At 67.0% G+C, this 13,391-nt stretch carries 5 protein-coding genes; 3 read left to right on the forward strand and 2 right to left on the reverse strand.

What is annotated here, in order from left to right; all coding sequences use genetic code 11:
* Positions 1-387 precede the first annotated feature (387 nt).
* The 3 genes from ACV7NL_RS18480 to ACV7NL_RS18490 all read left to right on the forward strand — a co-directional run bounded on the left by ACV7NL_RS18480 (position 388) and on the right by ACV7NL_RS18490 (position 9,582).
* A complete protein-coding gene (locus ACV7NL_RS18480) occupies positions 388-7,809 on the forward strand; it encodes a type I polyketide synthase (RefSeq protein WP_156376037.1) in 7,422 nt (2,473 codons plus the stop codon).
* A 37-nt stretch (positions 7,810-7,846) separates the two neighbouring features.
* The gene (locus tag ACV7NL_RS18485) at positions 7,847-9,223 is read left to right on the forward strand and encodes an aminotransferase class I/II-fold pyridoxal phosphate-dependent enzyme (RefSeq protein ID WP_463356440.1); all 1,377 of its coding nucleotides are present in this window, start codon (positions 7,847-7,849) and stop codon (positions 9,221-9,223) included.
* Between the two features lie 209 nt (positions 9,224-9,432).
* Entirely contained in the window at positions 9,433-9,582 is a 150-nt protein-coding gene (locus ACV7NL_RS18490) for a hypothetical protein (protein ID WP_463356441.1), read from the forward strand.
* Positions 9,583-9,662: 80 nt separating this feature from the next.
* On the opposite strand, the gene ACV7NL_RS18495 is transcribed toward ACV7NL_RS18490, so the two are convergent.
* Both ACV7NL_RS18495 and ACV7NL_RS18500 read right to left on the reverse strand, forming a co-directional pair.
* Complete coding sequence (locus ACV7NL_RS18495; RefSeq protein ID WP_463356442.1) at positions 9,663-11,039, reverse strand: Nramp family divalent metal transporter; 1,377 nt, start codon at positions 11,037-11,039, stop codon at positions 9,663-9,665.
* A gap of 189 nt (positions 11,040-11,228) precedes the next feature.
* Complete coding sequence (locus ACV7NL_RS18500) at positions 11,229-12,926, reverse strand: methyl-accepting chemotaxis protein (protein ID WP_056183982.1); 1,698 nt, start codon at positions 12,924-12,926, stop codon at positions 11,229-11,231.
* Positions 12,927-13,391 lie beyond the last annotated feature (465 nt).

Below are 13,391 nucleotides of genomic sequence, written 5' to 3' on the forward strand. Positions count from 1 at the left end.
ACCGATACTCAATGTTCATGCCTGATCCGCTCCCGGTGGTAGGGTCTGGCGCCGGAGCGACGGACGTGCGGTGTCCAGGTTGCCGTGAGTCGTTCTTGCCGAGACTTGGTGTGAACTTCGCCCGGCCACCGGGAATGTGGTAATTGTTGGAAATAGATCGCGGTGGAGCGAGAGGACGGCTGACGGTCCTTGGGGCCTTTGAAGCGTTCAACTGCTCAGATTGATTGATGAATACGTGCAACAGGGTCGATGTTACCGAGCGTTGATCCCGTCGGTTTGGGGCTCGCAGGTTGGACACTAGCCTGGAGCCATACTAAGGAATCGGTTGGATGCCCCGGTGCGACCAGTCGATCCTACCCCCCGTTCAAGAGCGTGTGCGAACCGAACGTGACACAACGAACAGACATCGCCATCGTCGGCCGCGCCTGCCGGCTCCCCGGCGCCTCCAGTGTCGAAGGTCTTTGGCAGCTCCTCACCGAAGCGCGATGCGCGGTCGGCCGCATTCCGGATGATCGCTGGTCACTCGAGCGGTTCGGGCATCCGCGGGCGCAGGAGCGCGGCAAAAGCTACACGTGGTCGGCCGGCGTCCTCGACGACATCTGGTCGTTCGATCCGGGCGTGTTTGGAATTTCGCCCCGCGAAGCGGAGCAGATGGACCCGCAGCAGCGCCTGCTGCTGGAACTGACCTGGGAGGCCCTGGAGGATGCGGGCCTGCGTCCCTCGGATGTGGCCGGCAGCCCGATTGGCGTCTTCGTCGGCGCCTCCTCGCTGGATTACGGTAACCTGCGCGTCCTCGATACCTCTTCGGGCGATGCCTATGCGGCCACCGGCAACACGCTCTCGATCCTCTCCAACCGCATTTCCTACATCTACGACCTGAAGGGCCCGAGCTTCACGGTCGATACGGCCTGCTCGTCCTCGCTCGTGGCGCTCGATGCCGCGGTGGCAGCCCTTGCCAGCGGCCGGATCGACACCGCCGTCGTCGCCGGCGTCAACCTGCTGGCGAGCCCGTTCAATTTCATCTGCTTCTCCAACGCGCAGATGCTCTCCCGGACGGGTCTGTGCCAAGCCTTCTCGTCGAGCGCCGACGGCTACGTGCGCTCCGAAGGCGGTGTCGTCCTCGTGCTCAAATCCGCCAAGGCGGCCCTGCGCGACGGCAGCACGGTGCGCGGCGTGATCGCAGCCAGCGGCGTCAACTCGGACGGTCGCACCACCGGCATTTCGCTACCCTCCGGCTACGCGCAGGGCGCGCTGCTGGAGCAGGTCTATCGTGAGGCCGAGATCGATCTCGACTCGGTCGTTTTCGTCGAGGCGCACGGCACCGGTACGCCCGTCGGCGACCCGATCGAGGCCAGCGCCATCGGTGGAAAGCTCGGTCGGCCACGCAGGGAGCCCCTGCCCATCGGCTCGATCAAGAGCAATATCGGTCACACCGAGCCGGTCTCGGGTCTCGCCGGCCTGCTCAAAGCGAGCCTCGCTCTCGAGCATGATCTGTTCCCGACCTCGCTGCATGCCGCCGAGCTCAACCCCGACATTCCGTTCCGGGATCTCAATCTCTCGGTCACGAACAAGCCCCTGCCGCTGGCACGCGATGGCAAGGTCCGCTTCGCCGGGGTGAACTCCTTCGGCTTCGGCGGCACGAACGCGCACGTCGTCCTCACCGATGCTCCGCCCGTACGTACGGATGCGGGTGCGCCCGAGACGGTGCGGATGCCCGAGGTGCTGCTGCTCTCCGCCCAGAGCCGCGCCGCGCTCAATGAACTCGCCCTCGACTATGCCGAGCGTTTCGACGGCGCCGACAAGGGCGACATCGCCCGGATCGCCGCCGCCGCCGCTCACCGCCGCGAGCGCTTGTCCTCGCGCCTGGCGGTCTCCCTCGATGCCGACCTTCCCGCCATCCTGCGCGCCGTCGGCGAGGCGGAAGACGCGCCGGACGCCCTCCTGGGGACCGCGGTAGACCGCGCGGCCGAGGTCGCCTTCGTGTATTCCGGCAACGGCAGCCAGTGGGCCGGCATGGGCCGCGAGGCCTACGAGGAGAACGGCGCGTTCCGCGACGCCTTCGACCGGATCGATGGTCTGTTCTTCAAGCTGTCCGACTGGTCGCTGAAGGAGGCACTGTTCGCCGAGGATCTCGACGCGCGCCTCGTCCTCACCCGCGTGTCCCAGCCGTTGATCTTCGCGATTTCGAGCGCGTCCACGACGGCGCTGCGGTCGCGTGGCCTGAAGCCGAGCTACGTCCTCGGCCACAGCGTCGGCGAAATCGCCGCCGCGGAGGCCGCCGGCATCCTCAGCCTCGAACAGGCCGTGAAGGTCATCTTCTATCGCAGCAAGCACCAGGAGACGACGCGCGGCTTCGGCACCATGGCGGTTCTGCTGGCGCCGGCCGACGAGATCGAGCTGTTCCTGAAGGATTATCCAAGTCTCGACATCGCCGCCTACAACAGCCCCAAGGCCATCACGGTGGCGGGGCCGGTGGAGGATATCGACGCCGCCATGAAGGCGCTGTCGCGCAAGCGCCGGCGCGGGCGCAAGCTCGACCTGGAATATCCCTTCCACGGTCGCCTGATGAACCCGACCGAGAAGCCGCTCCTGCGCGACCTCGCCGGGTTGAAGCCGCAGGCCGCTACGACTCCGATGGTCTCCACCGTCACCGGTAAGGTGCTGGCGGGCGACCAGTTCGGGGCCGGCTACTGGTGGCGCAACATCCGCGAGCCGGTCCGCTTCAGCGAGGCCGTGCAGGAGGCGACCCGCCAGGGTGCCCGCGTCTTCATCGAGGTCGGCCCGCGCGCGACCCTCCTGTCGCATATCGGTGACGCGATCGAGCCGTTGGGTATCGAGAACGCCACCATCGGCGTCCTGCACCGCAAGCCGGCTGGCGGCGATCCGATTGCCCGCACCGTGGCGGCCGCCCTCGTCCAGGGGGCTGCCGTCGACGAGGATACGGTATTCGGCCACAATCCGAAGGGCGACGTCCCGCTGCCGCTCTATCCCTGGCAGCGCCGCCCGTTCCGCCTCGCCGAGACCACCGAAGGCGTCGGCGCCGCCACCCCCCGCCCCTATCACCCGCTCTACGGCTCCCGCGTCGCACCGGACGGCCTGGAATGGCACGGTCACGTCGACATCGCGACAGTGCCGGATCTCGACGATCACCGCATCGATGGGCAGGCGATCCTGCCTGGTGCGGCCTTCATCGAGATGGCGCTCGGCGTCGCCCGTGAGGTGATGAAGAGCGACACTGTGGTTCTCGCCGAGTTCGAGATCCAGTCGCCGATGGTGTTCGGCGAAGAATCCCTGCGCGAGGTCGCGGTCCGCGTCGCCGGGTCCGGCAATGCGATTCAGATCCTCAGCCGCCCGCGCCTGACCCAGGCGGCGTGGCAGATCCATGCCGCAGCCAAGATCATCGACGGCAGCTTCCCGGCGCCCGCGCCGGTGGATATCCACGTTCCGGCCGAACACGCGGTCGACGGGGCTGCCCTGTACCGACTGGCGGCCGCCTCCGGCCTCGGCTTCGGTCCGAGCTTCCGCCAGGTCGCGATCAGCGCACGCCTCGACGAGACCACCATCGTCTCGGAATTGGTGCCGGCGGACGCCGATCCTCGCTTCGGACTGGTGCCGGCGCGACTCGATTCCTGCTTCCATGGCCTCATCCTGTTGTTTGCCGGCCTGATGGGCGAAGGCTCCACCAAGGCCTATGTCCCGGTTCGCTTCGGCGAGATCCGCTTGGTGAAGCCCGGTGCCGTCGTTGCCCGAGCGATGATCAAGACCCGGCGCGCCAACGAGCGCAGCATCCTGGCCGACTTCACCCTCGTGGATGCGGACGGCGCTGTCGTCGCGACCCTGCGCGAGGGGCGGTTCCAGGCCCTGCGCGCCAAGAACGGCAGCGATCTCGCGGCCTACGCCATCGCACAGCGGCCCGAATTGGCCACCGAGCCGACGGCGATTCCGATGGTGCGCGGGCAGCGCATCGCGGATGCGGTGCGTCCGGCTTTCAAGGCGTCCGTCGCTCCGGCGGAAGCTCCCTTGGCGCCCGGCCATCTCCTCCTCGAAGGATGGGCCACCTCAATGGCCTACCGCCTCGCCGAGGGCCTGCAGCGCTCCGGCACCGTGGCGATCGACGATCGGGTCCCGGAGGCGATGCGCCCCTGGCTCCTCAATGCGCTCTTCGCCCTGGAGAGCAGCGATCTCGCCACCCTCGACGGCGAGCGCTGGATCCTGCGCAAGGACGTGACCCTTCCGGCGCCCGACGAGATCATGCGCTGGATCGCGGCGGATCATCCCGAGCTGTCGGCCGAACTCGTGCTCACCGCGGATATCGGGGCCGTCGTCGGCCGCCTGCTCGCAGGTGACTTGGCCGAGGCGCCGACCCTGTCGCAGAATGCCCTCGACGCTTTCATCCTGCGCAGTGCGACGGCTCGGGCTTCGGCCGATGTCATCGCGACCCTCGCCGAGTCCGGTCGTGAGGCCCTGCCCCGTGACCGCGCGCTCCGGGTCCTGCAGGTCGGCTTCGGCCCGCTTTCGGCCCAGGCCGCCGCCTTCGCCGGAACCGTCGAGGCCCAACTCACCGTGTTCGAGGCCGACCGGCGCTTGGCGGAGCGGGCACGTCTTGCCCTGCCGCGCGGGGTCACCGTCATCGAGGATGCGGCGGAACTGGCGTCCGGGAGCTTCGATGCGATTCTGGCGAGCAACGTTCTGCACCGGTTCGAGCGCCCGCTTCTCGGCAAGATCGCCGATGCCCTGGCCACCGGTGGCTTCCTCGTCGCCGTCGAGCCCGGTGCCTCGCTGTTCCGCGACTTGGTCTTCGGACTGACGCCGGACTGGTTCGACATCGCCGCCGACATGCCGGTGGGCCGCCTCGACGACATCACCGGCTGGCAGCGCGCCCTGAGCGATACCGGACTGGTTCGGGTGGCGGTCGATCGCGCCGTCTCTGGCAACGGCGACGATCTCCTGTTCTTCGCCGAGGCTCCCGTACGGGCACGGCCGGCTCCGGGGCAGACCTTCGCCTTCGTGATCGGCTCGCACGATGCCGTCGCGGCGGAGACGGCGTCTTCGCTGGCGACACTCCTCGTGGCGAGCGGCGTCCACGTCTCGATCATTCTCGATTCCGAGCAGTCGCTGCTCGAACTCGAGCGCGAGACACCCGATACGGTCGTGTTCCTTGCCGGCGCTTTCAATCACGATGGCGCGGCGGCCGATCGTCTGCGTGAGCGCTGTCTCAGCCTGAAGCGCTGCGTCGAGCATCTCGGCAACCGTCAGACCCGACTCTGGGTGGTCTGTCCCGGCGCGACCCGCGACGGTGGAGACCCGACCGGATCGGTGGAGGCCGGTGTCTGGGCCTTCAGCCGGACGCTCGCCAACGAGGTGGCGAATCTCGACGTGCGTCGGATCGACCTCGCCGAAGCCCTGTCGACCAAGGCGGCCGCCGAGCGGCTGCGCGATCTCATCCTGTCGGGCACCCTCGAGACTGAGATCATCCTGGATCCGGACTGCACCCGCGTGATCCGGTTCTCGCCGGGCCAGCTGCCCCGCCGTCCGAACGCCGATGCGGTGCCGGCACCGGCGGCCCGTCTCGAGCGGAGTAACACCGGCGGCCTCAACGAGATGGCGTGGGGGCCGGCCGAGCGTCGCGCCCCAGGGCACGGCGAGGTCGAGATCGCGGTCGAGGCCACCGGCCTGAATTTCCGCGACGTGCTCTGGGCTCTGTCGATGCTGCCCGAGGAGATTCTCGAGGACGGCTTCGCGGGTCCGCGCCTCGGCCTCGAAGTGGCCGGCCGGGTGCTGGCCGTCGGTAAGGGCGTCGAGGCGTTCAAGGTCGGCGACCGGGTCGTCGCCTTTGCGCAATCGGGCTTCGCAACTCATATCGTCGTGCCCGAACTGGTTGTCGCGCCGAGCCCGCCCGGGCTCGATGCCCAGGCCGCCGCGACCGTTCCGGTGGCCTTCCTGACGGCCTATTATGGCCTCGTCAGCTGCGCCCGGTTGCGTCGCGGCGAGTGGGTCCTGGTACATGGCGGCGCCGGCGGCGTCGGCTTGGCCGCCCTCCAGATCGCCAAGCTCAAGGGCGCGCGGGTCATCGCCACCGCCGGCTCGCGCGAGAAGCGCGCCCTGGTCAAGGCGCTCGGGGCCGAGCACGTGCTCGACTCGCGCTCGCTCGCCTTCGTCGACGATGTTCGCCGCATCACCGGTGACGGCGTCGGCGTGGTGCTGAACAGCCTGTTCGGCGAGGCGATGGAGCGTAGCCTCAACGTCCTGAAGCCGTTCGGCCGCTTCATCGAGTTGGGCAAGCGCGACTACGTCGCCAACACCCATATCGGCCTGCGTCCGTTCCGCCGGAATCTCTCGTATTTCGGTGTCGACCTCGATCAGGTGCTCCAGCACCAGGGCGAGGATGGTGCACGGCTCTTCCGCGAGGTGATGGCCCTGTTCAAGGAAGGGGGTCTGAAGCCCCTGCCCTTCCAGCCCTTCACGGCGGACGAGGTCTCCGACGCGTTCCGGCTGATGCAGCAATCGGGACATGTGGGGAAGATCGTCATCGCGCCGCCGAAGCCCGGCAGCGTGATGCAGGCGACCAGGACCGCCTTCACGATCTCGACCGATGGGGTCCATCTGGTCACCGGCGGCCTTGGCGGCTTCGGTATCGAGGCGGCGCGCTGGCTCGCTGATCGGGGGGCGAAGCACATCGTCCTCGTCGGCCGCAACGGGGCCGCAAGCTCCGAGGCGAAGCAGGTTGTGGCCGATCTCGGAGCGCGGGGCGTCAACGTCGCCGCCATGGCCTGCGACATCACCAATCGCAAGGCGGTGGATGGGCTGCTGGCCGAGGTAGAGCGCGACGGGCGGACGCTCGCCGGCGTGATCCACGGTGCGATGGTGCTCCAGGACGGCCTGATTGCGAATGTCGACGCCGCCGCGCTCGATGCGGTCATCCGCCCGAAGGTCATCGGCGCCGAGCATCTCGATGCGGCGACGCGCGGGCGCACGCTCGACTACTTCGTGATGTTCTCCTCGGCGACCACGTTCATCGGCAATCCTGGGCAGGGCGCCTACGTGGCGGCGAACGGCTTCATGGAAGGTCTCGCCCGGCGCCGGCGCAAGCTCGGACTGCCCGCCCTGGCCGTCGCCTGGGGTGCCATCGGCGATGTCGGCGTTCTCGCCCGCAACCGCGCCGTGATGGAGACCCTCGCGGGTCGCGTCGGCGTGACCCCGATGGATGCCCGTCACTGCCTCGACCTCATGGCCGACGCGCTCGAAGGCCAGGGTACCAACCCGGACGACGCCGTGATCGCCATCGCGTCGATGCATTGGGGGAAGGCGCGCGAACGCCTCGCCACGATGAAGAGCCCCAGCTACGTCGAGCTGGGGTCCGACCAGCAGATGGAAGCTGGAACGGTGGCGGCCATCAACATCGGCATGCTGCTGAAGACCCAGGATATCGACGCGGTGCGCAAGACGGTGGCCGATGCCATCGTGGAGGACATCGCCCGGATCCTGCGCCTGCCGAAGGACGATATCAGCCGCGTCCGCCATCTCTCCGAGATCGGTCTTGACTCGCTGATGGGCGTCGAACTCGGCGCCAGCCTGCAGGAGCGCTTCGCGCTGGAGGCGCCGCCCTCAGGCATCTCCTCGGGCCTGACGGTGAACGAGTTGACCGAGACCCTGATCCAATCGATCGCGGCCCCGGTCGACGAAGCGGCCGCAGCCGTGATGAGCCTGGCTCAGCGCCACGCCAGCGAGGGCGTCGACGTCCGCACCCTCGAGCCCTTCCACGCGATGGTCGAAGAAAACAGCCTCGCGATCAAAGAGATCCTGCCGTGACCCATCTGGCCGTGACATCCCGCATGAGCGTTTCCGCATGAGCAATCCCGCGAGACCGGATGGTGGACGCGCGGCCCTGGCAGGCTTCGTGACGAACCGCCTCGGGCGCAACGCCAACCGTCCGGCCACCGCGCGCCCGGCGCCGCGGCCCTCGGGCGATTCCTCGGTGCAGAATTTCGAAACGCTGCCGGGTTATCGCGAACTGCGGCTTCAGCGTTCGGCCGCCGACCTGATCGGCCTCGGTAACCCGTTCTTCCGGGTGCACGAGACCAAGGCCGGCGCCACCACGCGCATCGCCGGCAAGTCGTTCATCAACTTCTCGTCCTACGATTACCTCGGCCTCAACGGGCATCCGGACGTCAATGCCGCGGCCGCCCGCGCCATCGAGACCTACGGGACCTCGGCCTCGGCGAGCCGCATCGTGGCCGGCGAGCGCCCGGGGCACCTCTCCCTCGAGAAGGCCCTGGCTGACCATTACGATACCGAGGCCTGCGTCGTGATGGTGAGCGGACACGCCACCAACGTCACGACGATCGGTGCCCTGCTCGAGCCCGGCGACGTGATCTTCCACGATTCCCTCAGCCACAACAGCATCGTTACCGGCGCGCAGCTCTCGGGTGCCCAGCGCCGCTCGTTCTCGCACAACGACCTCGACGCCCTGGAAACCCTGCTCGGCGCAACCCGCCACGAGCATCGCCGCGCGCTGATCGTGGTCGAGGGCCTCTACAGCATGGACGGCGACGCGCCGGACCTCGCCGCCCTCATCGCCCTCAAGCAGCGCTACGAGGCCTGGCTTATGGTCGACGATGCGCACGGCCTCGGCGTCCTCGGCCGGACCGGGATCGGCCTGGCCGAGCATTGCGACGTTGATCCCCACGGCGTCGACATCTGGATGGGCACACTCTCGAAGACGCTGTCGACTTGCGGCGGTTACGTCGCCGGACCGGCCGCGCTGATCGAGTACCTCAAGTGCACGGCCGGTGGCTTTATCTACAGCGTCGGCATCTCGCCTCCACTGGCTGCCGCTGCGGAGACGGCGCTTGAGATCATGCATGCCGAGCCACACCGCGTGGAACGGCTGCGCCAGAACGGACACCTGTTCCTGTCCTGCGCTAAGAAGCATGGACTCGACACAGGGACGAGTCTCGGCCTGGCGGTCATCCCCGTCATCGTCGGCGACTCCCTGAAGTCGGTGACCCTGTCGGATCGCCTCTTCAAGCGCGGTATCAACGTACAGCCGATCATCCACCCGGCCGTGCCGGAGCGCGCCTCGCGCCTGCGCTTCTTCATCACGTCCGAGCATACGCCGGAACAGATCCGCGAGACCGTCGACGCGGTCGCCGAGGAATTGGCGGCGATCGAGAAGGGCGGCTCCCTCATCGAGCAACTCATGGCCAAGCGCGGAAAGCCGTAGGCTCCGAGCCTCGACGCTCGATCCCGTCACCTGCGCGACTTCTGGGCACCGGCGTTCGCGCCGGTGCTTTTTTGCGCTCACACGCGATGCGGCGGATTGCCCTCAGCCCCTGAGCAGGAGACACTGACGTCGCTATCTGTCGTCTATCGCAACCGGAACCCGGCCCGGACTGCGACGTTCGTCCTCTGCCCGTCGGTCAGGAGCCCGTCATGAGACAATCGACTGTCGCCTCCATCGCGCGACGTCTGATCAAATCCGTTGCCGAAACTGGCCGGTCGCTCGTCGATGCGGTGCTGGAAGGCGCGATGCCCGCGCCGCAGCCCGTGCCGGTACGGATCAGGACCGATCGGCGTCGCTGAGGCGGTGCGGCGTCCCGATCAGATGGTGGGACAACCCGGGTGACTCGGGAGGCCGGACAGGACGTCCGGCCTTTTGTCGTTCAAGCGCCCGCAATCGTATCGAACAGCAGCTTGAGGTTCAGCACGACGATGATCGCCGCGATGATCCAGGACAGGATTTTCAGCCAGGCGGGGATGATGTGGGGACCCATCTTTGCTTTGTCGGAGACGAAGGCGACCAGCGGGATGACGGCGAATGGCAGCTGCATCGACAGCACCACCTGGCTGAGGACCAGCAGCTTCGCGGTGCCCTGTTCGCCATAGAGCGTGGTCACGACCACGACCGGCACGATGGCGATGCCGCGGGTGATCAGCCGCCGCGCCCAGTCCGGAATGCGCAGCCGGAGGAAGCCTTCCATCACGATCTGCCCGGCCAGGGTCGCGGTGACCGTCGAGTTCAGGCCGGAGGCCAGCAGCGCGACGGCGAACAAGGTCGAGGCGATGCCTGCGCCGAGGAGCGGCGACAGAAGCTCGTAGGCCTGTTCGATCTCCTGGACGTCGGTCCGTCCCTGGGCGTGGAACACCGAGGCCGCCATGATCAGGATGGCGGCGTTCACGAACAGCGCGAGCATCAAGGCGATGGTGGAATCCGTCACCGCGAAGCGGATCGCGCCGCGCCGCCCGGACTCGGTCCGGGGATAGGCTCGCGTCTGCACGATCGACGAGTGCAGGTAGAGATTGTGGGGCATCACCGTGGCCCCGATGATCCCGATGGCGATGTAGAGCGCGGCCGGATTGGTGACGATCTCGGGTGACGGCAGGAAGCCCCCGAGGACGGCTTGGATCGGCGGGGCCGCGAGGGCAATCTGCACGCCGAAGCTCACGAAGATGACCACCAGCAGGGCGATCACGAACGCCTCCAGGGCGCGGAACCCGCGCCGCATCAGGAGCAGGATCAGGAAGACGTCGAGGGCAGTCAGCGTCGCGCCGAGCACCAGCGGGATGCCGAACAGGAGCTTGAGGGCGATCGCCGTTCCGATCACTTCGGCGAGGTCGCAGGCGATGATCGCCGCTTCGCAGGCGAGCCACAGCACGATGCTGACCGGGCGGGGATAGTGATCGCGGCAGGCCTGCGCGAGGTCGCGTCCCGTGGCGATGCCGAGCCGGGCGGATAGGGCCTGCAGCACGATTGCCATGAGGTTGGAGAGCAGGATGACCGAGAGCAGCGTAAAGCCGAACTGCGCGCCACCCGCGATGTCGGTGGCCCAGTTGCCCGGGTCCATGTAGCCGACCGAGACCATGTAGCCCGGGCCGATGAAGGCGAGGAGGCGGCGCAGCCAGGTGCCGGTCGCCAGCACCGGCACGCTGCCATTCATGCGTCCGAGGCTCGGCTGCGCGTGCGATGGATCGCTGAAGCGCCAGGATTGACCCGTGTCGCGAGGGGGAGACGGAAGCGTGACGGATTCGTTTCGAGCCATGCTTGCGCGCGTTTCCAGCGGGAGAACCATCGGGCAGCAGAACCATCGGCCCGTAGCGCCGCCCGGGACCTCATAGCATAGGCTATATTACGATCCAACGGCTATGTCCGGGGTTGGAGGCGCCCGCGCGCAATCTGCTCGATGCCTCTCGCCGGGTGCCGTTCGCTCAACGCCTTCCGCTCGGTGCCTTCAGGATGCCAGGGCTTGCAGGTTGCGGTCGATATCGGCCACGCCGTGTGCTGCGGTCTGCATGCTCATCGAGATCTCTCGGGTGACGGCGCTCTGTTCCTCCACCGCCGAGGCCACGCCGGTCACGAAGCCCCGCACAGCCTCGATCGATTGTCCGATCGCCGTCAGGGACGTGACCACATCGCCGGAAATCGCCTGCATCGCCTTGATGTCGTCGGCGATGCGCGCGGTGGCGCTCGTGACCTGGTTCGAGAGGTTCTTGACCTCGCCGGCCACGACGGCGAAGCCGCGCCCGGCTTCGCCCGCGCGTGCGGCCTCAATGGTGGCGTTGAGCGCCAGGAGATTGATCTGCCCGCCAACGCCCTGAATCAGCTGCACGATCCCGTTCATCGAACTGGCCGCACTCGCGAGTTCGCCCGTCGAGCGATCGGCTCTCTGAGCCCGGACATCCATCTCGTCGACTTCCTGTCGGGAGCGGGCGAGGCTGCCGGCAATCTCGGAGATCGAGGCGTTCAGTTCCTCGGCGGCCGAGGCGACGGCCTGGACGTTGGTCAGGGTCTGCGTCGAGGCCTCGGCGGCCTCGATCTGCGAGCGCATCCGGGCCGAGACGTCGGTGGCGTACTTGACCACCTTGAACGGCTTGCCGCTCATGTCGAAGATTGGGTTGTAGGACGCCTGGATCCAGATCGTGCGACCGCCGGCGCCCACGCGCTGGTACACCCCGGCCTGGAATTCACCCCGGCGCAGGGCCGCCCAGAACGCTTGGTACTCGGGCGAAGCGGCATGGGCGGCATCGACGAATGTGCGGTGGTGCCGGCCCCGGATCTGATCGAGGCCATAGCCGAGGGCGGACAGGAAGTTCGCGTTGGCATCGAGTACGTGACCGTCGAGATCGAAATGGATCACACCCTGCGAACGGCCGATGGCTTCGACCTGACCCTGCAGTTCTGCGTTGCGCAGCTTCTCGGCAGTGATGTCGGTGGCGAACTTGATCACCTTGAGGGGCCGACCGGTTGGATCGAGGATCGGGTTGTAGGTCGCTTGAAGCCAGATGTCGCGGCCGTCCTTGCCGATCCGGCGGAACTCCCCCGACTGGAACTCGCCTCGCGCGAGCGCTGCCCAGAACGCCCGGTAGGGCGCCGTTTCCCGTTCGGCCGCATCGACGAAGAGGCTGTGGTGCTGGCCCTTCAGCTCCGACAAGCTGTAGCCGACCGCATCGAGAAAGTTCGCGTTGGCGGTGAGGATGGTTCCGTCGAGGGCGAATTCGATGACACCCTGCGAACGACCGATCGCCTCGACCTGACCCCGGGTATCAGCGCTGCGCAGTTTCTCGGCCGTGACGTCGGTCGCGAACTTGACGATGCCCGTGGTTTGGCCGTCGCGGCCGGGGATCGGATTGTAGGTCGCCTGCAGCCAGATCTCGCGGCCGTTCTTGCCGAGGCGCTTGTACTCGCCGCGCTGGTATTCTCCCCGTGCCAGCGCGGCCCAGAACGCCGTGTAAGCCGGGCTGTCGCGTTCCGCCGGGTCCACGAACATCCGGTGGTGCTGGCCTTGGACCTCCGCGAGATCATACCCCACCGTTCCAAGAAAGTTCGTGTTCGCGCTTATGATCGTTCCATCGGGCGCGAATTCGATCACGGCCTGAGAGCGGTCCAGAGCCTGCAGCTTCGCCGATGTCTTGTTGCCGAAGAAAGTCATGGACGGGATCCTGGGCGTGGCAGCACCCCGCTCGGCTTGGGGAGCCAACGGGCACGCAGTGAGCGCGGCGGCGATAGGAGGGAACGCTTGCGGTTGGGGTGAGGAAATCAGTCGAGCGAAGTGATCTTCTCTGAGGATCAGGAACCGAGTCGAGTTGTTGGTCACTAGGCCGGATTGGGTCCGTCCTTCGTGAGCCGTTAGTCCGGTGCTTTGTAGAAATGCCTGGGTTCGGTTGGCTTCCCGACGCTTGGTATGTCTCGAAGATGCTCGCCTCTTGCCAGCCCGAGGAAACAAACCAGCCCGAATAACCAAGCTCGGTTTGTTTACCTTTTTGTTTCTTGTGTCCGATCGTTTATGCAACAGATTTATTAAAGTTGATTTAAAATTCAGATAAATTCAATGTGACATGTAATCGAGGGGCTTGATCCGTGATGTTATCATGCATGAAGATTGTTTTTTCTGGTG

The organism is Methylobacterium sp. Ger2507 (assembly GCF_055231875.1).

What these genes read in the sequence shown, in the direction of transcription:
- ACV7NL_RS18485 (WP_463356440.1), top strand. Translation starts at nt 7,847, where the DNA reads ATGAGCAATCCCGCGAGACCGGATGGTGGACGCGCGGCCCTGGCAGGC.
- ACV7NL_RS18490 (WP_463356441.1), top strand. Translation starts at nt 9,433, where the DNA reads ATGAGACAATCGACTGTCGCCTCCATCGCGCGACGTCTGATCAAATCC.
- ACV7NL_RS18495 (WP_463356442.1), bottom strand. Translation starts at nt 11,039, where the DNA reads ATGGCTCGAAACGAATCCGTCACGCTTCCGTCTCCCCCTCGCGACACG.
- ACV7NL_RS18500 (WP_056183982.1), bottom strand. Translation starts at nt 12,926, where the DNA reads ATGACTTTCTTCGGCAACAAGACATCGGCGAAGCTGCAGGCTCTGGAC.